General features: G+C 61.5%; 20 protein-coding genes. 9 read left to right on the top strand and 11 right to left on the bottom strand.

The window, feature by feature from the left end; all coding sequences use genetic code 11:
* The first annotated feature begins 72 nt into the window (after positions 1-72).
* Positions 73-1,068, top strand: coding sequence for an aldo/keto reductase (locus ACZ5VE_RS10735; RefSeq protein WP_464455163.1), 996 nt, complete (start codon positions 73-75; stop codon positions 1,066-1,068).
* An 8-nt stretch (positions 1,069-1,076) separates the two neighbouring features.
* On the opposite strand, the gene trhP is transcribed toward ACZ5VE_RS10735, so the two are convergent.
* On the bottom strand, positions 1,077-2,444 hold the full coding sequence (trhP, locus tag ACZ5VE_RS10730; RefSeq protein WP_464455162.1) for a prephenate-dependent tRNA uridine(34) hydroxylase TrhP: 1,368 nt from the start codon (positions 2,442-2,444) through the stop codon (positions 1,077-1,079).
* 53 nt (positions 2,445-2,497) lie between these two features.
* On the opposite strand from trhP, the gene ACZ5VE_RS10725 reads away from it, so the two are divergent.
* Entirely contained in the window at positions 2,498-3,703 is a 1,206-nt protein-coding gene (locus ACZ5VE_RS10725; RefSeq protein ID WP_464455161.1) for an FAD-dependent monooxygenase, read from the top strand.
* A gap of 9 nt (positions 3,704-3,712) precedes the next feature.
* On the opposite strand, the gene ACZ5VE_RS10720 is transcribed toward ACZ5VE_RS10725, so the two are convergent.
* From ACZ5VE_RS10720 to ACZ5VE_RS10685, 8 genes are all read right to left on the bottom strand, one after another.
* Entirely contained in the window at positions 3,713-5,992 is a 2,280-nt protein-coding gene (locus tag ACZ5VE_RS10720; protein ID WP_464455160.1) for a xanthine dehydrogenase family protein molybdopterin-binding subunit, read from the bottom strand.
* A complete protein-coding gene (locus ACZ5VE_RS10715; protein WP_464455159.1) occupies positions 5,989-6,471 on the bottom strand; it encodes a (2Fe-2S)-binding protein in 483 nt (160 codons plus the stop codon). Before ACZ5VE_RS10715 ends, ACZ5VE_RS10720 begins: the two co-directional genes overlap by 4 nt.
* An 87-nt stretch (positions 6,472-6,558) precedes the next feature.
* Entirely contained in the window at positions 6,559-7,440 is an 882-nt protein-coding gene (gene kynA / locus ACZ5VE_RS10710) for a tryptophan 2,3-dioxygenase (protein WP_464455158.1), read from the bottom strand.
* A gap of 10 nt (positions 7,441-7,450) precedes the next feature.
* Positions 7,451-8,737 carry a kynureninase gene (gene kynU, locus ACZ5VE_RS10705; protein WP_464455157.1) on the bottom strand — a complete coding sequence of 429 codons (1,287 nt, stop codon included), beginning with the start codon at positions 8,735-8,737 and terminating at the stop codon, positions 7,451-7,453.
* A gap of 22 nt (positions 8,738-8,759) precedes the next feature.
* Positions 8,760-9,386 (bottom strand): arylformamidase, encoded by a 627-nt coding sequence (gene kynB / locus ACZ5VE_RS10700; RefSeq protein WP_464455156.1) that lies wholly within the window; start codon positions 9,384-9,386, stop codon positions 8,760-8,762.
* Between the two features lie 68 nt (positions 9,387-9,454).
* Positions 9,455-9,763, bottom strand: a complete 309-nt coding sequence (locus tag ACZ5VE_RS10695) for a YkgJ family cysteine cluster protein (protein WP_464455155.1) — start codon at positions 9,761-9,763, stop codon at positions 9,455-9,457.
* A 5-nt stretch (positions 9,764-9,768) separates the two neighbouring features.
* On the bottom strand, positions 9,769-10,737 hold the full coding sequence (gene argF / locus ACZ5VE_RS10690; protein ID WP_464455154.1) for an ornithine carbamoyltransferase: 969 nt from the start codon (positions 10,735-10,737) through the stop codon (positions 9,769-9,771).
* Complete coding sequence (locus tag ACZ5VE_RS10685; RefSeq protein ID WP_464455153.1) at positions 10,734-11,936, bottom strand: acetylornithine/succinylornithine family transaminase; 1,203 nt, start codon at positions 11,934-11,936, stop codon at positions 10,734-10,736. The genes argF and ACZ5VE_RS10685 overlap by 4 nt, the downstream gene beginning before the upstream one ends.
* A 210-nt stretch (positions 11,937-12,146) precedes the next feature.
* On the opposite strand from ACZ5VE_RS10685, the gene ACZ5VE_RS10680 reads away from it, so the two are divergent.
* Complete coding sequence (locus ACZ5VE_RS10680; RefSeq protein WP_464455152.1) at positions 12,147-12,467, top strand: DUF3579 domain-containing protein; 321 nt, start codon at positions 12,147-12,149, stop codon at positions 12,465-12,467.
* 259 nt (positions 12,468-12,726) lie between these two features.
* Here the strand turns inward: ACZ5VE_RS10680 and rpsT are convergent, their stop codons facing one another.
* Entirely contained in the window at positions 12,727-13,029 is a 303-nt protein-coding gene (rpsT, locus tag ACZ5VE_RS10675) for a 30S ribosomal protein S20 (protein WP_019430397.1), read from the bottom strand.
* A gap of 132 nt (positions 13,030-13,161) precedes the next feature.
* Between rpsT and murJ the strand changes: the two genes are divergently transcribed.
* A complete protein-coding gene (murJ, locus tag ACZ5VE_RS10670) occupies positions 13,162-14,727 on the top strand; it encodes a murein biosynthesis integral membrane protein MurJ (protein ID WP_464455151.1) in 1,566 nt (521 codons plus the stop codon).
* Between the two features lie 12 nt (positions 14,728-14,739).
* Entirely contained in the window at positions 14,740-15,600 is an 861-nt protein-coding gene (locus tag ACZ5VE_RS10665; RefSeq protein ID WP_464455150.1) for a SirB1 family protein, read from the top strand.
* A gap of 12 nt (positions 15,601-15,612) precedes the next feature.
* Here ACZ5VE_RS10665 and purM read toward each other — a convergent pair whose 3' ends face one another.
* Entirely contained in the window at positions 15,613-16,665 is a 1,053-nt protein-coding gene (gene purM, locus ACZ5VE_RS10660; protein ID WP_464455149.1) for a phosphoribosylformylglycinamidine cyclo-ligase, read from the bottom strand.
* A 157-nt stretch (positions 16,666-16,822) separates the two neighbouring features.
* Here purM and ACZ5VE_RS10655 point away from each other — a divergent pair, with 157 nt between their 5' ends.
* From ACZ5VE_RS10655 to pcnB, 4 genes are read left to right on the top strand one after another with little or no spacing between them, the layout of a single operon-like run.
* Complete coding sequence (locus ACZ5VE_RS10655; RefSeq protein ID WP_464457479.1) at positions 16,823-17,923, top strand: AI-2E family transporter; 1,101 nt, start codon at positions 16,823-16,825, stop codon at positions 17,921-17,923.
* A complete protein-coding gene (gene hda / locus ACZ5VE_RS10650) occupies positions 17,920-18,606 on the top strand; it encodes a DnaA regulatory inactivator Hda (RefSeq protein ID WP_464455148.1) in 687 nt (228 codons plus the stop codon). The genes ACZ5VE_RS10655 and hda overlap by 4 nt, the downstream gene beginning before the upstream one ends.
* Entirely contained in the window at positions 18,603-19,271 is a 669-nt protein-coding gene (locus ACZ5VE_RS10645) for a histidinol-phosphatase (RefSeq protein ID WP_464455147.1), read from the top strand. The genes hda and ACZ5VE_RS10645 overlap by 4 nt, the downstream gene beginning before the upstream one ends.
* On the top strand, positions 19,268-20,842 hold the full coding sequence (pcnB, locus tag ACZ5VE_RS10640) for a polynucleotide adenylyltransferase PcnB (protein ID WP_464455146.1): 1,575 nt from the start codon (positions 19,268-19,270) through the stop codon (positions 20,840-20,842). The genes ACZ5VE_RS10645 and pcnB overlap by 4 nt, the downstream gene beginning before the upstream one ends.
* Positions 20,843-20,854: the final 12 nt, after the last annotated feature.

Genomic DNA, 20,854 nt, shown 5'->3' with positions numbered 1-20,854 from the left:
GCACAAGTGACAGTTCGGGCACGGCAAATGGTTTAGTCTTTGTGAGCCACAACTTCCACCCAAGGCTTTGCCATGAAGTACGTCAATCTGGGCAAGAGCCCGTTGCAAGTGTCCCGCCTGTGTGTGGGCTCCATGATGTTTGCGGACCAGACCCCGCTGGATGAGGCCCGAAGCATTCTGGACCACGCGTTGACCTTGGGCTGCAACTTCATCGATACCGCCGATGTGTACAGCCTGGGCAAGTCAGAAGAAATGCTGGGGCAGTTGCTGTCCACACAGCGTCACCGATGGGTGTTGGCCAGCAAATTGGGCAACCCCATGTCGTCCTTGCCCAATGAGGGGCGTTACTCGCGCAGTTGGGTGATGCGTGCGTGCGAGGGCAGTCTTCGCCGCTTGGGCACAGACCATCTGGACATTTATTACCTGCACCGTGACTACAACGGCATGGATCTGGAGGAGCCTTTGCGGGCCATCGACACCTTGTTGCGCGACGGCAAGATTCGCTACTGGGGCGTCTCCAATTTTCGCGGCTGGCGCATCGCCGAACTGGTCAACATGGCTCGCCAGATGAACATGCCCGGCCCCGTGGTGTGCCAGCCTTATTACAACTTGCTCAACCGCATGCCCGAGGTGGAAATTCTGGAAGCCTGCGGGCATTATGGTTTGGGCGTGGTGCCCTACAGCCCCATTGCGCGCGGTGTGTTGACGGGCAAATATGCACCCGGCCAAGAGCCGTCAGAGGGCAGTCGGGCGGCCAGGGCTGACAAACGCATCATGGAAACCGAGTTCCGAGAAGAGTCATTGCAGGTGGCGCAAACCCTGCGTCAGCACTGTGAACGCAAGGGCGTGTCTCTGGCGCACTTTGCCACGGCCTGGGTCTTGGCCAATCGCCATGTGAGCGCGGTCATCGCGGGCCCCCGAACGCTGGCGCAGTGGCAAGACTACGCGGCGGCGTTGGATGTTGAAATCACTGCCGAAGACGAAGCGGTGGTCAACGCGCTGGTGGCACCGGGGCATCCCTCGACACCCGGTTACAACGACCCCGCTTACCCATTGAACGGGCGTTGAAATCGGGCTCAGAACATCCGCGCGATCAGGGCCCCTTCGGCGGGGCCGTCGATGGGAATCCAGACTTTGAGCGGACTACCGGGAGCCACGTCAATCGCTTCGCCTTTTTCGCTTTTCATTTGCGCGAGCGGCACTTTGCGGTTGCCGCTGGGGTGGATGATTTCGATGGTGTCGCCGACCGAGAATTTGTTTTTGGTTTCGACCAGCGCCCAGCCGTCGCCCACCGAGCGCACTTCGCCCACGAACTGGCTGCGGTGGCCCACCGAGTGGCCGGTTTCGTAGTTCTGGTAGTCCTGCGCGGGGCGGCGCTCCAGAAAGCCCGAGGTGTAGCCGCGTGAGGCCAGGCCGTCGAGTTCGCTGATGAGCTCGGGGTTGAAGGGGCGACCGGCCACGGCGTCGTCGATGGCGCGGCGGTACACCTGCGCGGTGCGGCTGACGTAATACAGGCTCTTGGTGCGGCCTTCGATCTTGAGCGAGTCCACCCCGATCTTGACCAAACGCTCGATCAGCTCGACGGCGCGCAGGTCTTTGCTGTTCATGATGTAGGTGCCGTGCTCGTCTTCCATGATGGGCATGAGCGCACCGGGCCGGTTGGCCTCTTCGATCAGGTACACCTTGTCGGCAGCGGGGTGGCGCTGGCCGTCGCCGCAGGCGGAGAAGTTTTTTTCGGCGGCAACTTGTTCTTGTTCAAAGCTGAAGTCGCCTTCCATGCGGGTGGGTTTGACCTCGCCGGAGTCGGTTTCGTCGGTGGCTTCTTGTGTGCCGTAGCTCCAGCGGCAGGCGTTGGTGCAGGTGCCTTGGTTGGGGTCGCGCCGGTTGAAGTAGCCCGACAACAGGCAGCGGCCCGAATACGCGATGCACAGCGCGCCGTGCACGAACACCTCCAGCTCCATGTCGGGGCATTCCTGGCGGATTTTCTCGACTTCGTCCAGGCTCAGTTCACGGCTCAAGATGATGCGGGCCACGCCCATTTTTTGCCAGAACTTGACCGCCGCCCAGTTGACGGTGTTGGCCTGCACAGAGAGGTGGATGGGCATCTCTGGCCATTTCTCGCGCACCATCATGATCAGGCCGGGATCGGCCATGATCAGGGCGTCGGGCTTCATGGCGATCACCGGTTCGATGTCGCGCAGGTAGGTGCGCACCTTGTCGTTGTGCGGCAGCAGGTTGCTGGTGACGAAAAACTTTTTGCCCCGGGCGTGGGCTTCGGCAATGCCGATGCCGATTTGCTCCAGCTTGAATTCGTTGTTGCGCGCCCGCAGGCTGTAGCGGGGTTGGCCTGCATAGATGGCGTCGGCACCAAAGTCGTAGGCGGCGCGCATTTTGTCGAGCGAGCCTGCAGGCAATAAAAGTTCGGGGGATTTGATCGTCGTCATAGCCTTCGATTTTCTAATTTTTTGAGTCCTTCAAGCCGGGGCACAATTGACCTATGACAAGAAATGAGTGCAATCCGGTGGTGATCGCAGGTGGTGGCATTGGCGGGCTGGCGGCGGCTTTGGCCTGCGCGCGGCAGGGCGTGCCGGTGCAGCTGCTGGAGCGGGCCGCGCAGCTGAGTGAGGTGGGCGCAGGCATCCAGATCGGGCCGAATGTGACGCGCATCTTGCAGTCCTGGGGCTTGGGGGCGGCGCTGGCGCAGGTGGCGGCTTTTCCGAAGCGCTTGCAGGCGCGGGACGCCCAGACCGGGCAGGTGCTGGGCACGCTGCGTTTGGGGGACAGGGCGCAGGCGCTGTATGGCGCGCCTTACGCTACGGTGCATCGGGCGGATTTGCAGGGTTTGTTGGACGAAGCGGTGAAGTCGGCAGGTGTCGATGTGGGCCTGGGGCAGGCGGTGGCGGGCTGGCACGAATCAAAAGACAGACTTGACGTGCGCACCTCAGATGGGCGCAGCTGGCAGGCCGATGCGCTGGTCGGGGCCGATGGTGTGTGGAGCGCTGTTCGCCAGCAATTGCTGGCCGACGAAACTGCGCGCTTCACCGGGCACTTGGCGTACCGGGCCTTGGTAGCACAGGCTGATCTGCCAGCGCATTTGCGCACGGAGGATGTCACGGTCTGGATGGGGCCGCGCCTGCATGTGGTGCATTACCCGGTGCGTGGCGGCGAATGGCTCAATGTGATCGCCATCGTGCACGGCGAGAAACCAACGCAAACCGATGCTTGGGACGCTGCAGGCGATACCCAAGCGCTGATGCAGGCCATGGGTTCAGTTTCAGACGCAGTGGGCCAAGATTTGCATGAGCGTCTGGGCTCGATTTCGTCTTGGCGGCAATGGGCCTTGCACGACCGTGCCCCTGTGAGCGCGGCCAGCCAGATGGCACAAGGCCGGGTGGCTTTGCTTGGCGATGCGGCGCATCCGATGCGACCCTATCTGGCGCAGGGCGCAGGCATGGCGATCGAAGACGCGCAGGTGCTGGCGCAGTGCCTGGCCCAAGGCACGGGCAGCGTGGCGCAGCGCTTGCAGACCTATGCCGATCAGCGCTGGGCCCGCAACGCCCGCGTCCAAGCCCGGGCGATTCGCAATGGGCAAATCTTCCACGCCCAAGGCTTGGTGGCCATGGGCCGCAACCTGTCGATGCAGCTCATGGGCGAGCGCTTGATGGATGTGCCTTGGCTCTACGGCCAAGGCCCACAGCTGTAAGCTTGCTGCTCAAACCACCAAAGGCAACGCCCTCAGCCGCTTGCCTGTGAGTGCAAACAAGGCGTTGCCCACTGCTGGAGCCACGGGCGGCACCGCCGGTTCGCCCACGCCAGCGGGGTGGCGGGTGCTGGGCACGATGTGGGTTTCCACCAACGGGGCCTGGCTGAGCGTGACCAAGGGGTAGCTCGGAAAGTTGCTTTGCTGCACCACGCCCGCCACGATGTCGATCTTGCCGAAGAGGGCGGCGCTCAGGCCGTAGATCACGCTGCTTTCCACTTGCTGGGCCACAGTGCCCGGGTTGACCACGGTGCCGCAGTCGATCGCGCAGACCACGTGGTGCACGCGGATCTGACCTTGGGCCAGCGACACCTCGGCGACTTGCGCCGTGATGGAGCCAAACGATTCGTGCAACGCAATGCCTTGGGCACGGCCAGCGGGCAAGGGCTTGCCCCAGCCCGCTTTGTCGGCAGCGAGTTTCAGCACGGCGGCGTAGCGCGGTGCGTCCTTTAGCCAGTTCAGGCGAAAGGCCAATGGGTCTTGTTTCGTGGCCACGGCCAGTTCGTCGATGAAGCTTTCCGAGAAGAAGGCGTTGTGTGAATGGCCCACCGAGCGCCAAAAACCCACGGGCACGCCGGACTTGGTGGCCACATGGCTCATGTGCTGGCTCGCAAAGCCATAGGGCAGATCGAACAGGCCTTCCGAGGCGGTTTTGTCGGGCATGTCGATGGGGCCGGACAAATGGGGCGCAGCACGGGCCATCCAGCGCGGGGTGATGGCGTCGCCCGCCGACTTGATGCGCAGGCTGGTGACTTCGCCTTTGTCGTCCAAGGAAGCCTGGAATTTGGCCAAATGCATGGGGCGGTAAAAGTCATGCCCCATGTCTTCTTCACGCGACCAGCTCAGCTGCACCGGTGCGCCTTGGCAGGCCATGGCCACTTGCACGGCCTGGCCGACAAAGTCGACTTCGAGCCTGCGGCCAAAACCCCCGCCCAAGAGCGTCACATGCACAGTGACTTGGTCTTCTTTCACGCCCGCGACTTTGGCCGCCATGGCGCAGGCCATTTGCGGCACCTGGGTGGGCACCCAGACCTCCACCCGGCCGTCCTTGACTTGCGCGGTGCAGTTCATCGGCTCCATGGTGGCGTGGGCCAGATAGGGCGCTTGGTAGAGCGCGTCGATGCGGTTGGCGGCGGCTTTTTCGGCCTGGGTGGGCACACCTTGTTCGTGGAAGGTGAAGCCGCTTTCGGTGTTCAAGGCCTTGAGCAAATCGGCCTGGATGCGGGTGGTGTCTACAGCGCCGAAATCAGCCCCGGTGCCGGTGGCGGGCCACTGCACTTGCACCGCCTGGGCGCCCTGACGGGCATGCCAGGTGCTTTTGCCGACCACGGCCAGGCCACCTGTGCCGCCGCCCCAGGCGTCCAGCGGCACGACTTTTTCCACCCCGGCGATGGCCAAAGCGGCTTTCGTGTCCATGGACGTGGCCGTGCCGCCCAGCACAGGGTTCATGCGCACGGCGGCAAACAACATGCCGGGCAGGCGCACATCCAGGCCAAATTGGGCTTTTCCTGTGACCTTGCTCGGGATGTCGGTGCGCGCGGTGGACTGGCCGATCAGCTTCCAGTCCTGGCGGGCTTTGGTGCTGATGCCCTGGGGCGTGGCGCCTGCAGCGCCTGCGGCCATGTCCCCGAAGTGTGCGGACTTGCCTGAAACGTGCTTCATCAGGCCGTCAGCGATGGTGATGTCGTTGGCGGGTACTTGCCACGCGGCAGCGGCAGCTTGCATCAGGCTGGCCCGTGCAGTGGCAGCCGCCATGCGCAGAGGGTCCCACAGGTCGGCGATGGTGGAAGAGCCCCCGGTGGCGTTGATGCCCAGTTCGCGGGCGATCTTGCCCACCAGCCACTCGCCCATTTTGATCTTGACGGGTTTGTGCTCGCCTTCGCTGTCCAGTGGGTGAAAGGGCAGGCTGGCCACCAGCATGGCGACGTTGCCGTAAATGCTGTCGGCGCCCGCTTGCTCCAGGCGCACACGGTTCAGAGGCACATCGAGTTCTTCGGCCACCAGCATGGCCAGCGCGGTGTGCACGCCTTGGCCCATCTCGCTGCGGGGCATGGCCAGCACAACGCCGCCATCCTTGGCGATCTTGATCCAGCCGTTCAGGGCCACATCGCCTTCGGTTTTGAGCATCAGCTCGGGTGAGCCCATGCGCGAACGGGCAGGCATCACGCCCCAGCCAACGACCAGTGCGCCGGTTGCGCCCAGGGCGCTCAAGATCCAGGTACGGCGTTTCATGCGGCACCGCCTTTCTGGTTGGCGGGAGATTGCATGCTTTTTGCAGCCCGGTGAATGGCCGCACGCACGCGCTGGTAAGTGCCGCAGCGGCACAAATTGGTCATGGCCGCGTCAATGTCGGCGTCTGAGGGCTTGGGGTTTTTGTCCAGCAGGGTGGCAGCCGCCATCAGCATGCCGCTTTGGCAGTAGCCGCATTGCGGCACTTGCTCGGCGATCCAGGCCGCTTGCAGGGGGTGGGGTTTGTCTGGCGTGCCTAGGGATTCAATGGTCCGGATTTTTTGATTCGCCGCCGCAGACACCGGCATCACGCAAGAGCGCACGGGCTGGCCGTCCACATGCACCGTGCAAGCCCCGCAAGCGGCCACGCCGCAGCCGAATTTGGTGCCCGTGAGGTTCAGTTCATCGCGCAGTACCCACAGCAAGGGCATGCTCGGGTCGGCGTTGGCGGTGCGGCTTTCGCCGTTGATGTTCAGTTGCACGGTGTCTCCCCAGTGATGGAAGCAGGCATGTTAGTGCAAATGAATGGACTTGTTTGTCACCTGTTGCGCCGTGCAGGGTCAGTCACTTCACAGTTGCGTGCGCAGCGTCCAGATTTCGGGGAAGAGCACCACATCGAGCATTTTGCGCAGATAGCTCACACCGCCGGTGCCCCCAGTGCCCCGTTTGAAGCCAATCACGCGTTCCACCGTGGTCACATGGCGAAAGCGCCACAAGCGAAAAGCGTCTTCCAGATCGGTCAGCTCTTCGCCCAGTTGGTACAAGTCCCAGTGTTGCTTGGGGTCGCGGTAGACCATGAGCCAGGCGTTTTCCACCGCGTCGCTGGCGGGGTAGGCCTGGCGCCAGTCGCGCTGGGTGTGGCTGTCGGGCACGGCCAAGCCACGTCGTTTCAAAAGGCGCAGGCATTCGTCGTACAGCGAAGGCGCTTCGTAGGCCGCCTGCACGATGGCCGACAGGTCAGGGCGGTGCGCGTGCGGTTGCAGCATGGCGGCATTCTTGTTGCCCATCGAAAACTCGATGCAGCGGTATTGCCAGCTTTGAAAACCGCTGGATTGCGCCAGGTAGGGGCGGATGGCGCTGTACTCAGGCGGTGTCATGGTGGCCAGCACGTCCCAGGCGTGCACCAGTTGTTCCATGATCTTGCTGACGCGGGCGAGCTTTTTGAAGGCATCGGGCAGTTCGTCGGATGCGATGTTGCGGATGGCCGCCTGCAGCTCGTGCAGCATCAGCTTCATCCACAGCTCGCTGGTTTGGTGCTGCACGATGAACAGCATCTCGTTGTGGTCGGGCGAGAGCGGTTGTTGCGCGTTCAGGATGGCGTCGAGCTGCAGGTAATCGCCGTAGCTCATGCGACCGTCAAAGTCGAGTTGGGCTTTTTCTTCGTGCACGATGCGCTCGCCTTGGGCTGAGCGGGTCGTGTTGGGGGTGGAGGAGAAAGGGCAGGAACTCATGGCGGGCCTTTCAGGTCACGGCGTGTTTTTGGGCAAAGCGGGCGTCTTGCCATTCGCCGCTGGCCATGACTTGGCACAGCTGCTCGGCAGCGTTCCACACGTCGGCGTAGCCGATGTACAGCGGCGTGAAGCCAAAGCGCAGGATGTCGGCGTGTTGCCCGCCATCGCCTGCACGGAAGTCACCGATCACGCCGCGCGCGATCAGGGCCTGCACGATGGCGTAGGCACCTTCTGAACGGGTCAGGCTCACTTGCGAACCGCGCAGGGCTTCTTGTGTGGGGGTGGCAATGCCAAAGCCATGGCCGTGCAGGCGCGTGCGCACCAGTTGCATGAACAAGCCGGTGAGTGCCAGTGACTTTTGGCGCAGCGCCGCCATGCCGCCCAGGGGCTCGGCGGCCAGCATGGTGTCCAGACCGCAGTCGAGCGCCGTGAGGCTCAAGATGGGTTGCGTGCCGCACTGGTAGCGCGTGATGCCCTTGGCCGGTTGGTAGTCGGGCGTGAAGGCGAACGGTGCGGCGTGGCCCCACCAGCCGGCCAGTGGTTGCCAGAAGCGGTCGGTATGTTGAGGGTGCACCCACACAAAAGCCGGTGCACCGGGGCCGCCGTTGAGGTATTTGTAGCCGCAGCCCACGGCAAAGTCGGCACCCGAGCCGTTCAGGTCCACAGGCACAGCACCCGCGCTGTGCGCCAGGTCCCACACCGTCAAGATGCCTTGTGCGTGGGCTTGTGCCGTCACCGCCTGCATGTCGTGCATGGCCCCGGTGCGGTAGTTGACGTGCGTGAGCATCAGCACCGCCACGTCGGCCTGCAGCGCGGCAGGAATGTCTGCCGCTTCGACCAGTTGCAAGGTGAAACCGCGCTCTTTGCACAGGGCTTCGGCGATGTAAAGGTCCGTCGGAAAGTTGCTGCGTTCGCTGACGATCTTCTTCTTGTTTGGGTGGTCAGCGGCGGCCATGTGCAGCGCGGCGGCCAGCACTTTGAACAGGTTGATGGAGGTGCTATCTGCCGCCACCACTTCGCCTGCTTTCGCACCAATGACGCGGGCGATTTTGTCGCCCACGCGCTGGGGCAGGGTGAACCAGCCTGCGCTGTTCCAGCTTTGGATCAGGTCTTGCCCCCATTCCTGGGTGACGGCGTGGGCCACGCGGGCTGGGGCGGTTTTGGGCATCACGCCCAGCGAGTTGCCATCCAGGTAGATCACGCCAGCGGGCAAATCGAATTGTTCGCGCAGACTGCGCAGCGGGTCTTGCAGGTCCAGCAGTTCGCAGTCTTGCAAGGTGGGGGTGAGGCTCATCATGAGGGGGGCTTTCAAAAGGCTTTTAAAGTTCGCGCAAAACCGCACGCACCGGGCTGGCATCGGCGGTCATCAGTTTCAGGGGCAGGGCGATCAGTTCGTAATCGCCTTCGGGCACGTCGTCGAGCAGCAGGTTTTCCAGCACGCGCAGGCCGCGTTGCTGGATCACCTGGTGGCTGGGGAGCTGCTTGCTGTCGGCCGGGTCGATGCTGGCGCTGTCGATGCCGATCAGTTGCACGCCCAAGTCGGCCAGGTGTTGCACGGTGTCCGGGTGGAAGGCGGTGAGTTGGGTGTCGAAGTGTTGGCTTGGAAACTGGCGGCAGGTGCGCACCAGCACCCGCGCAGGCACCTCGTTCAGGGCGTGCTGCAAATGCGCGACGGTGATCAAGGGCCCCGCGTCCAGCGCGTGGATCACGCGGCAATGGCCCAGAAAGGGCGTCAGGTCCAAAGCGCCGACAGCCGCGCCTTGCGGGTCGTAATGCAGCGGCGCATCGGCGTGCGCGCCCACATGGGGCGACAGGCTGATGGCGCTCACGTTGACGGGGCATGCGTCAGACAGTGTGGCGGCCCATTGCTGGGTGTAAGGCGTGTCACCCGGAAAGACCGGGCTGCTGGCATCGACAGGTGGAGAAATGTCCCAAAGTTTTTTCATGGTGTGCGAAGGTAGCACCCCCTAAAAAACCATGGTGTCGGTTATTTCCAACACCCATCAAAAAGACTTTAGACGTTCAGCGCAGGCAGGCCATGGCGGCGGCGCGCTTGCTCGCAAGCCGGGCTGCCTTCTTCAAATTCACGGCAAGGCGAGGGCCGCCATTCGTAAATCCCGCAAATGGCTTTTTCGCCGGTTTTGCCATACAGCGCCGCGCACCGGGGCGGGCTGTGGTCGGTGCCGCGCATGCGGCAGGTGTGCTCGGTGATGGGCGAAGCGAGGCCTACGGGCACATCGCCACCGCCCTCTTCGTATTCGTAAACCGAAAAATCCACCCGGAAGCTGGCGCAGCAAGCGCCGCAGGTGGTGCACTGGCTCATGCGGGTCAGGCGTTCACACGGCCGAGCAGCAAAAATTCCATCAGTGCTTTTTGCACATGCATGCGGTTTTCGGCCTCGTCCCAGACGACCGATTGCGGACCGTCGATGACTTCGGCGCTGACTTCTTCGCCTCGGTGGGCGGGCAGACAGTGCATGAACAGGGCATCGGGCTTGGCGACTTTCATCATCGCTTCGTCCACGCACCAATCGGCAAAGGCTTTTTTGCGCGCTTCGTTCTCGGCCTCGTAGCCCATGCTGGTCCATACGTCGGTGGTGACCAGGTCGGCGCCACGGCAGGCGTCTTCGGGGTCTTTGAAGATTTTGTAGCTGTCGGCACTGCGCAAACCGGCCACGGCTTGGTCCACTTCGTAGCCGCTGGGTGTGCTCAGGTGCACCGTGAACCCCAGCAACTCGGCTGCCTGCAGCCAGGTGTTGGCCATGTTGTTGCCGTCACCCACCCAGGCCACCACTTTGCCCTTCAGGTAAGACGGGTCGGGTTGGCCCTGGGCGTCCAGACCCCGGTGCTCCAGCAGGGTGAACAGGTCGGCCAGGATCTGGCAGGGGTGGAATTCGTTGGTCAGGCCGTTGATCACCGGCACACGCGAGTGCGAGGCAAAGCGCTCGATCTTGTCTTGCCCATAGGTGCGGATCATGACGATGTCGGTCATGCGGCTGATGACGCGGGCACTGTCTTCGATCGGCTCGGAACGGCCCAGCTGGCTGTCGCCGGTGGTCAGGTGCACCACCGAGCCGCCGAGCTGGTACATGCCCGCTTCAAAGCTCACGCGGGTGCGGGTGCTGGCTTTTTCAAAGATCATGGCCAACGTGCGGTCAGCCAGTGGGTGGTATTTTTCGTAGGCCTTGAACTTGCGCTTGATTTCGGCGGCACGTGTCAAAACGTGTGTGTACTCGTCGGCGCTCAGGTCAGTGAACTGCAGATAATGCCGCACGGGCACTGGGGCGGATGCACTCATGGTTTTTCTGCCAAAAAGGTCTTGATCAAGGGCGCCAGAATGGCCACCACTTCGTCGGCTTCGGCCTCGGTCATGATCAGCGGGGGCACCAGACGGATCACGCTGTCTGCGGTGACGCTGAGCAGCAGACCCGCTTCGGCTGAGCGGCTCCAGATGGCGCCGCAGGGGCGGTCAAGTTCCACGCCCAGCATCAGGCCTTGGCCACGGATTTTCTTGACGCCTTGAACGCCAGCGAGGGCTTTTTCAAGGGCGCCGCGCAGATGGTCGCCGACCCGCGCTGCGTTGGCCATGAGGCCGTCTTTTTCCATGATGCGGATGGTCTCGACTCCTGCACGCATGGCCAGCGGGTTGCCGCCAAAAGTGGTGCCGTGGTTGCCGGGCTGGAAGATGTTGGCGGCTTTGGGGCCCGCTACCACCGCGCCAATTGGCACGCCCGAACCCAGGCCTTTGGCCAGTGGCATCACGTCAGGGACGATACCGGCCCACTGGTGGGCAAACCATTTGCCGGTACGGCCCATGCCGCACTGCACCTCGTCGATCATCATCAGCCAGTCTTTCTGGTCGCACAGGGCGCGCACTTGTTTCAGGTATTCGATGCGCATGGGGTTGACGCCGCCTTCGCCCTGAATGGTCTCCATGAACACCGCCACCACGTTGGGGTTGCCTTCTGTGGCTTTTTTCAGGGCTTCGATGTCGTTGACCGGCACGCGCACAAAACCTTCGAGCATGGGGCCAAAGCCGGTTTTGAGCTTTTCATTCGCTGTGGCGCTCAGTGTGGCAATGCTGCGGCCATGAAAGGCCTTTTCGTAGACCACGATTTCGGGCTTCTCGATGCCCTTGTCGTGACCGAATTTGCGTGCCAGTTTGATGGCTGCTTCGTTGGCTTCGAGGCCTGTGCAGCAGAAAAACACATTCGTCATGCCCGACAACTCGACCAACTTGGCTGCCAGCACTTCGGCGTTGGGCACATGGAAGTAGTTGCAGCTGTGGATCATCTTGCCGATTTGGTCTTGCAGGGCAGGCACCAGGTCGGGGTGGTTGTGACCCAGGGTGTTCACTGCGATGCCAGCCAACGCGTCCAGATACACCTTGCCATTGACGTCCCAAACTCGGCACCCCTGACCATGGCTGAGTGCGATCGGCAGTCGGCCATAGGTGTTCATGGTGTGCGGTGAGGCGGCTTCAATGAAAGCGGACATGCGTGAACTCCTGAAATAAAAATCGGCCCAACGAAGAGGGCCGCTGAAACCAGATTTTAGAGGCAGAAATACCGAGCCAGTTTGAAAGGTGTTCAGGGTGTGCTGCCAAGTTACAAGCAGGTTTCAAGTCTTATATAAGATACAATACCCGGGTAAACCAGAGGGCGGCGATCCCGAACTCTGCGCTCCCTTGACTAACCCCTCTATCCGATGGTCTCCAACTCTGCCAAAGAAGTCTTTATCCTGGGTTTGACTCAGGACGGAAAGACATTCCGTCCTAGCGACTGGGCTGAGCGCTTGGCAGGCGTGATGAGCCAATTCCGCCCCGGCGGGGCGATACCCGGCAGCCATCTGAGCTATTCGCCTTGGTGCATTCCCACCACGATGGGCAACGTCAAATGTGTGGTGGTGCACCACGATCTGCGCGACTACGACGTGATGGCTTGGGACTTCGTGATGAACTTCGCCCGTGACAACCACTTGCAAGTGGCCGAAGCTTGTCTGCTGCCCGACCCACCTCCCAAAAAATAAGACCACATGACCCACCGCCTTCGGGCGGTTTTTTATTTTCAGCTTGTTGAGCTGGGGGCAGGGCATTGGCGGGTGACGATTTTATGAGCGAAGCGAATCATGAGGAACTCGCCAATGCCCTGCTCCCAGCGGATTCCGAGCGCCCATGAAAAAACCGCCAAGGTTTGCACCAAGGCGGTTCAGTTTTCGCGGACAGCGCACCCGTTTCAAACGGCGGCAGGGGCTAGGCCCTGCCGGGCTGTTGATCTGTTGGAGCGGATCAGGCTGCGGCGAGAGCCAAAGTCTTGACTTTGGCGCTCAGACGGCTCTTGTCACGAGCAGCCTTGTTTTTGTGGAAGATGCCCTTGTCGGCAATGATGTCCACCACGGTTTGCATTTTGGCAAACAACTCTGTGGCTTTGGTCTTGTCGCCAGCTGCAACGGCTTTTTCGACGTTTTTCACAGCAGTGCGGTATTTGGAGCGCAGCGAAGAGTTCGCGGCGTTGATTTTGACATCTTGACGGACGCGTTTACGGCCGGAAGCAAGACGGGGGTTTTTCTTTTTTGGTTTAGCGGATGCCATATATAAATTCTTTCAATGTCTGAGGATGATGTCCAGCGAACCGAGCATTCTAGCAGATATGCGGTCTTTCCCCGGAGATTTATCTCCTCAAGCGAACCGTTGCCAAGCTCAGGGCCGCTACACTCGCCCTCTGTGAGCCTCCTACGTTCTGCCTCTGTCGTGTCGATTTTCACCCTGGCCTCCCGGGTCACGGGCTTGGTGCGCGAGCTGCTCATTGCGTCGGCCTTTGGTGCCAGCGCCTTGACCGATGCCTTCAATGTGGCCTTCCGGATTCCCAATTTGTTCCGTCGGCTGTTTGCTGAAGGTGCTTTCAGCCAGGCTTTTGTGCCTGTTTTGGCCGCCAACCGTGCCCAGTACGGTGACGAAGCCACCAAAGATGTGATCGACAGCGTGGCCACGGCCTTGGCCTGGTCGGTGCTGCTGGTGTCTATTTTGGGTGTGCTGGCGTCACCCTGGCTGGTTTGGGCTTTGGCCAGCGGTTTGCAGCAAGACGCCCGGGGCTACGCCTCTGCCGTCAACATGACCCGCTGGATGTTCCCCTACATCGCCTTCATGTCCATGGTGGCTTTGTCAGCGGGCGTTCTGAACACCTGGCGACGCTTTGCTGTGCCAGCTGCCACGCCGGTGCTGTTGAACGTGAGTGTGATTGCCGCCGCCTGGCTTTTGTCGCCTTGGCTGGCCCGTCAAGGGATTGAAGCCATTTACGCGCTGCCCGCAGGGGTCATGGTGGGGGGCTTCCTGCAACTGGCGGTGCAAATTCCGGCACTGCACCGTCTGGGTTTGTTGCCGCGTTTGGGGCTGGGCCCCGCAGCGATCAAAAAAGCCTGGACCAATCCGGCCACACGCAACATCTTGCGCCTCATGGCACCGGCCTTGCTGGGTGTGGGTGTGGCGCAAATTTCCTTGCTCATCAACACCCAAATTGCTTCGCACCTGGCGCCGGGAAGCGTCAGCTGGCTGACCTATGCCGATCGTTTGATGGAGTTCCCCACCGCCATGCTGGGTGTGGCGCTGGGCGTCGTGCTGATGCCGCAACTGGCCGCAGCCAAAGCCACAGGCGACAGCGATCGCTACGCCGCCATGCTCGATTGGGGTTTGCGCCTGGTCCTGTTGTTGACCTTGCCCTGTGCTGCGGCTTTGTTGGTGTTTTCGCAGCCGCTGGTGTCGGTGCTGTACCACTATGGCGCGTTCACCGACCGCGATGTTCAGCAAACCACGTTGGCCCTGACTGGCTATGGCGTGGGCTTGCTCGGGTTGGTGGCCATCAAGGTGCTGGCACCTGGCTATTACGCCAGCCAGGACATCCGCACGCCGGTTCGCATTGCGGTGTTTGTGCTGGTTTTGACGCAAGTCTTCAATCTGTTGCTGGTGCCGTATCTGGCCCATGCCGGGCTGGCGCTGTCGATCGGTTTGGGGGCTTTGGTCAATGCACTCTGGCTGTTGGTGGGCTTGCTGCGCCGAGGCAGTTACAAGCCGCAGCCGGGTTGGCTGCGTTTTGTGTTGCAGGTGGTGCTGGCCACGGGGCTGCTGACCTTGCTGCTGGCCTTTGCTGCGCATGAGCTGCCTTGGGTGGCGCTGCGGCAAAATGCGGGCTTGCGCATCGGGTGGATGGTGCTGGTCATGTCCGCCTCTGCTGTGGTGTTTTTTGGTGCTTTGTGGGTCACGGGCTTGCGCCTGAAGGCATTTTTGAAGCGTTGAAGGCGTCGATTCATGAACTTGAGCTTTGCTGCGCCGACGCCCTTGGAATACTTTGCCAGTCTGGTGCAAAGCGATGCGCATTTTCCCTTGCTGGAGGCCGCAGCCAGCCTGGCACAAGACGAAGAGCCTGATCTGGATGTGCAGCATGTGCTGGACGATGTGGCGCGCTTGTTCAAAAAAGCCAAAGCCCGCTTGCCTGCGGACGCAGACGATCTGACGCGCTTGGCCATCTTGACCCAGGTTTTTTACAAAGACATGGGTTTCGGTGTCAATGCCAACAATTACTACGCCCCGGAAAACAGCTATTTGCACGAAGTGCTGCGCACCCGAAGAGGCCTGCCGATTTCGCTGGCCGTGATCTGGCTGGAGTTGGCCCAAGGGCTTGGCTTGCATGCCCAAGGGGTTTCATTTCCGGGCCATTTTTTGGTCAAGGTCACGCTGCAGGGGGGCTTGGTGGTGCTGGACCCCTTGACCGGGGACTCGTTGGGTGTTGACAACCTGGCAGAGCGCTTGGGGCCTTATCGTGATGCCATGGATGCCGCGTCGGGTGCCGATCTGGACGATGGGGAAACGCCTTTGGGCCTTTATTTGCAGCCCTGCCCCCCCCGTGATTTGTTGGCCCGCATGCTGCGCAACTTGAAAGAAATCTTCCGCTCACAAGAAGACTGGCCACGCATGCTGAGCGTGCTCGACAGATTGGTTGTGCTCTTGCCCGAGATCTGGTCGGAGCGGCGTGACCGTGGTTTGGTCTTGGCAGAGCTGGGGCGCAAGCACGAGGCCTTGCAGGATTTGCAAATGTATTTGCAAGCCGAGCCTTTGGCACCCGATCAGGATGCGCTGAGAGACCGCATCAGCGAACTCTCAAGCACCTGAGGGTTGCCGGTCTCAGGCGACCACGACCTGAGCGCCGCTGCCCTGAGGGGCAATCTTGCCGATGACGTACACCTGCTCACCCGCTGCGCGCAGGGTTTGGGCGCAGGCCTCAGCATCAGCCGCATCCACCACCACCACCATGCCAATGCCGTTGTTGAAGGTGCGGTTCATCTCGGTGTCGTCGATGCCGGCGGTCTTTTGCAGCCAGGCGAACAGCTCGGTCTGGGGCCAGCTGCCTTTTTGCAGGTGAGCGGCCAGGCCTTCGGGCAACACGCGGGGGATGTTTTCGAGCAAACCGCCGCCCGTGATGTGGGCCAGTGCCTTGATGCCAGAGGCACCTTCTGTGTTCGGGTGCTTGGCCAAGGCAGCCAGAACGTTCAGCACGTACAGGCGGGTGGGCTCCATCAGGGCTTGCTTGAAAGGTTTGCCGTCCAGTGTGGCGGGGGCGTTGCTGCCTGCGCGCTCAATGCACTTGCGCACCAGGCTGAAGCCGTTGGAGTGCACGCCGCTCGACGCCAAACCCAGCACCACGTCACCGGCCTTGACGTTCTGGCCCGTGAGGATTTTCGATTTTTCGACCGCACCGACCGCAAAACCGGCCAGGTCGTATTCGCCAGCGGGGTACATGCCAGGCATCTCGGCGGTTTCGCCTCCGATCAGGGCACAACCCGACAACTCACAGCCTTTGGCAATGCCGCCGACCACAGCGGCTGCCGTGTCCACATCCAGCTTGCCGCAGGCAAAGTAGTCGAGGAAGAACAGGGGCTCGGCGCCTTGCACCAGCACGTCGTTCACACTCATGGCCACCAGGTCGATCCCCACCGTGTCGTGCATGTTCCATTCAAATGCCAGCTTCAGCTTGGTGCCCACACCGTCGGTGCCGCTCACCAGCACCGGTTCTTTGTAGCGCTTGGGCACTTCAAACAGCGCGCCAAAACCGCCGATACCCGCCAGCACGCCTTCGCGCATGGTTTTCTTGGCCAATGGCTTGATGCGCTCGACCAAGGCATCGCCTGCAACGATGTCGACGCCTGCGTCTTTGTAGGAAAGTGGAGTTTGACTCATGGTTTTGGCCCAAATGGGGCATGTAAATAGGGGGTGGAGGGCCAATAAACGGGTTGGCAGACTAAAATCAAGGTCTATTTTAAGGGTTGACCCTGACCGCTTCGGCTGACCTGCCGCAAAAGACGAGACCACCGTGCAAGCACCCCTCCCATTTTTGATGACCCGTCTGGCTGCCTGGCTTGGCTTGGCCTTGGTCGCTGCCTTGGTTTTCTGGTTGCTGGCACCGGTCTTGGCACCCTTCGTGATTGCTGCCGTCATGGCCTATGTGCTGCACCCGCTGGTGCTTCGGCTGGAAGCTTTGGCCAAGGGCCGATTGCCTCGCGCGCTGGCCGTTGTGCTGGTTGAAGCCTTTGCCATTTTGGCGCTGCTGGGTATTTTGTTGTTGTTGGTGCCCGTTCTGGTTCGGGAGTGGCCTTTGCTTCAGCAGCAATTGCCCTTGTTGCTTGATCGCTTGGGCGATGTGCTCAACCCCTTGTTGAGCCCATTGGGGCTGAACATCTCCCTTGATTTGCGTGATTTGAAAACCCAGTTGGTCACTTACCTTGGGGCCAACCGCGAAGACTGGTGGGCGCCGCTCATGTCTTCACTGAAGGTGGGGGGCAATGCCGCATTGGCTTTGATGGGTTATGTGGTGCTGGTGCCCGTGGCCTTGTTTTATTTGTTGAATGACTGGGCACGCCTGGTGAACAGCATCCTCGAATTGGTGCCGCCTGCCTGGCGTGCCGGTTTTGACAGCTTCATGCAGGAAAGCGACTCGGTGCTGGGCGAATATTTGCGTGGCCAGTTGCTGGTCATGCTGGCTTTGGCGGTGTTTTATGCCGCGGGCTTGAGGTTGTTTGGCTTGGATCTGGCCTTGCCCATCGGTGTCTTCACAGGTTTGGCGGTGTTTGTGCCGTATCTGGGTTTTGGCCTGGGTTTGGTGCTGGCCTTGTTGGCGGGCCTGCTTCAGTTTGCATCTTCTCAGGCCTTGGTCATGGTGGCGGTCGTGTTTGGCCTGGGCCAGCTGATTGAGAGTTTTTTGCTCACGCCTCGCTTGGTCGGTGAGCGCATTGGCCTGCATCCATTGGCCGTCATATTGGCCTTGATGGCATTTGGCCAGGTGCTGGGTTTTGTGGGTGTGCTGATGGCCTTGCCTGCCAGCGCTGTCTTGCTGGTGGGCTTGCGCCGTTTGCGTGGTCAATACCTGCAAAGCGATCTGTATCAAAAGAGTGGTTCTGGCGCTGCTGCGGGTGCGGCACAGGGGCCCGACGCCGCATGAAGCAACTGGCTTTGGACATCGGCCTGGCGTCAACGCCCACGCTGGACAATTTTTTTGCAGGCCCCAATGTGGCCGCATTGGACCATTTGCGTTTGTGGACGGCATCGAGCAGCCGTTCGCCCGTGCCCAGCTACCTCTGGGGCGAGAACGGTTCAGGCAAAACCCATTTGTTGCACGCGGTTCACCACGCACTCCGCGAGCAGGGCGCCCAAGTCGGGTGGCTGGATGCCTACACGTTGAATCCACCCGAGTTCAACGACGACTGGACGGCGGTGCTGATGGACGATGTGCACCTGTACAACACCGAGCAGCAGCACACGGCCTTCAACTGGTTTGTGAACGCACTGACACCTCGCACGGGCTTGCCGCGCTGGGTATTGGCCGCAGGTGCTTTGCCGCCAGCCGATTTGAAACTGCGCGACGATTTGCGCACCCGGTTGGGCTGGGGGCACATCAACGCCCTACAGGTGCTGGACGAGCCCGAGCGCCGAGCCGTGTTGCGCCAAGAGGCCGATGCCCGAGGCCTGTTTTTGAGCGACGAGGTCATGTCCTACATGCTCAACCGCTTTTCACGTGATCTGGGCAGCTTGATGCAATTGCTCGACAACCTGGATCAATATGCTTTGCAAACGCAGCGCGCGCTGACCATTCCCTTGGTGCGTGCCATGCTGGAGAACGAATGAAACTTGCGTTGTTCGATTTGGATCACACGCTGTTGCCGCTGGATTCCGACCATACCTGGGGTGTTTTCACGACCGAAATGGGCTGGAACGACCCTGCCGTTTTCAGCCAGCGCAACGACGAGTTTTATGCCCACTACCAGGCGGGCACACTCGACATTCACGATTACGTGCGCTTTGCCACCCGCGCCGCCCGCGAGCGGGGTGCGACGGCCGCAGCCCAGGCCCATGCGCGGTACATGGACGAAGTGATCCGGCCCCGCATCACGCCCGAGGCGCTGGCGCTGGTACGATCGCACCAGCACGCAGGTGACACGGTCATGATCGTGACGGCCACCAACGAATTTGTGACCCGCCCGATTGCCCAAGCTTTCGGGGTGAGTGAGCTGATTGCCGTGGAACTCGAACGCGATGCCACAGGCTGGATCACGGGCGAGATTCAAGGCACCCCTTCATTCAGAGAAGGTAAAGTCATCCGGGTCGCGCAGTGGCTCAGTCAGCAAGGCTTGGATTGGGGCGATGTGGAGATGACCTTCTACTCGGACTCCATGAACGACCTGCCTCTTTTGGAAAAAGCCCACCATCCGGTGGCAACGAACCCTGACGCTCGGTTGCGTCAACTGGCCACAGAGCGTGGCTGGCGCATCCTCGAACTCTTTCAAGAATGATCAAAAAATTCATCAACAAGCTGATGGGCAAATCGCCCCAAGGCAACAAACCAGATTTTGGCCGCCGCACCGAAGTGCCCGCATCGGTGCATGGCATCGACCCGAACCTGGTGGACGAACGCGCCGTGAATGTGACGCGCACCCTGCAGCAAGCCGGGTTTGAGGCTTGCATCGTGGGTGGCGCTGTGCGCGACTTGCTGCTGGGCTTGCGGCCCAAAGACTTTGACGTGGCCACCGATGCCACGCCCGAGCAGGTCAAAAACCTGTTCCGCCGGGCATTCATCATCGGTCGCCGCTTTCGCATCGTGCACGTGGTGTACGGCCGGGGCCGTGACAACGAGGTGATCGAGGTCTCGACCTTTCGCGCCCACCTGGACAATGCCGCAGCCGAGCAGGTCAAAGGCAATGAGCGCACCAGCAAGCGCCAGCTCGAAGGCATGCACCACGCGGTCGACTCGACGGGTCGTGTGTTGCGCGACAACGTCTGGGGTCCGCAAGACGAAGATGCCACGCGCCGTGATTTCACTGTCAACGCCATGTACTACGACCCCGAGTCGCAGATCGTGGTCGACTACCACGGCGGCATCCCAGATGCCAAAAAGCGTGTGTTGCGCATGATTGGTGACCCGGTGGCGCGTTACCGTGAAGACCCGGTGCGCATCATCCGTGCGGTGCGTTTTGCCGCCAAGCTCAGCCCCTTGGGCTTCAAGCTCGAAGCCAAAACCGCCAAACCCCTGACGCAGTCTGCGACCTTGTTGGCCGATGTGCCGCAAAGCCGCTTGTTTGACGAGATGCTCAAACTGCTGCAAACCGGGCATGCCTTGGCGTCCATTGAGCAGCTGAAAAAACTGGGACTGGCCACCGGCATTTACCCCTTGCTCGACGTCGTGGTGGAGCGGGCTGAAAGTGCTTTTGTGCAAGTGGCCTTGGCCGATACCGACCGCCGCGTGGGCGAGGGCAAGCCCGTCGCCCCGAGCTTTTTGCTGGCTTGTGTGTTGTGGGCCGATGTGCGTGAGGGTTGGGCCAAGCGCCTGGCACGCAAAGAGCACCCGCACCCCGCTTTGCAAGACGCGATCGACGAAGTGTTTGACGCCCGCATTGGCGATGTGTCCGGGCGCGGCAAGCTGGCCGCAGACATGCGCGAGATCTGGATGATGCAACCGCGCTTTGAAAAGCGTGTGGGCAGCACGCCCTTTGGCTTGGTGGAGCAACCGCGCTTTCGGGCCGGATTTGACTTTTTGCGCTTGCGCGCCGACATCGAAGAGGTGGATGTGCGCTTGGCCGACTGGTGGCAAGAGTTCAGCATGGCCAGCGATTCGGAACGCGAAGACCTGGTGCAGGCGGCCAAAGCCGAGCAACAAGCCTCACAAGCGGCCAAGCCCCGCGTGCGCCGTGCGCCAAGGCCTGAGGGCGCTGATGCGCCTCGGCAAGCGGCAGGCCCAGCTGCATCGCAGCCTGTGAGCCCATCACCCGAATCCGGCGATGATGGCGCGCCCAAAAAACGCCGCCGCCGCCGTCGCAAGCCCGGCGCAGCAGGCGACCAGGCTGGGGATTCGGGCAGCGCTGAATAAGCCTGCGCCTTC

It is taken from the genome of Limnohabitans sp. INBF003 (genome assembly GCF_055396645.1).
The sequence above is the reverse complement of the archived record's forward strand: the minus strand, read 5'-3'. Positions and strand labels throughout refer to the sequence as shown.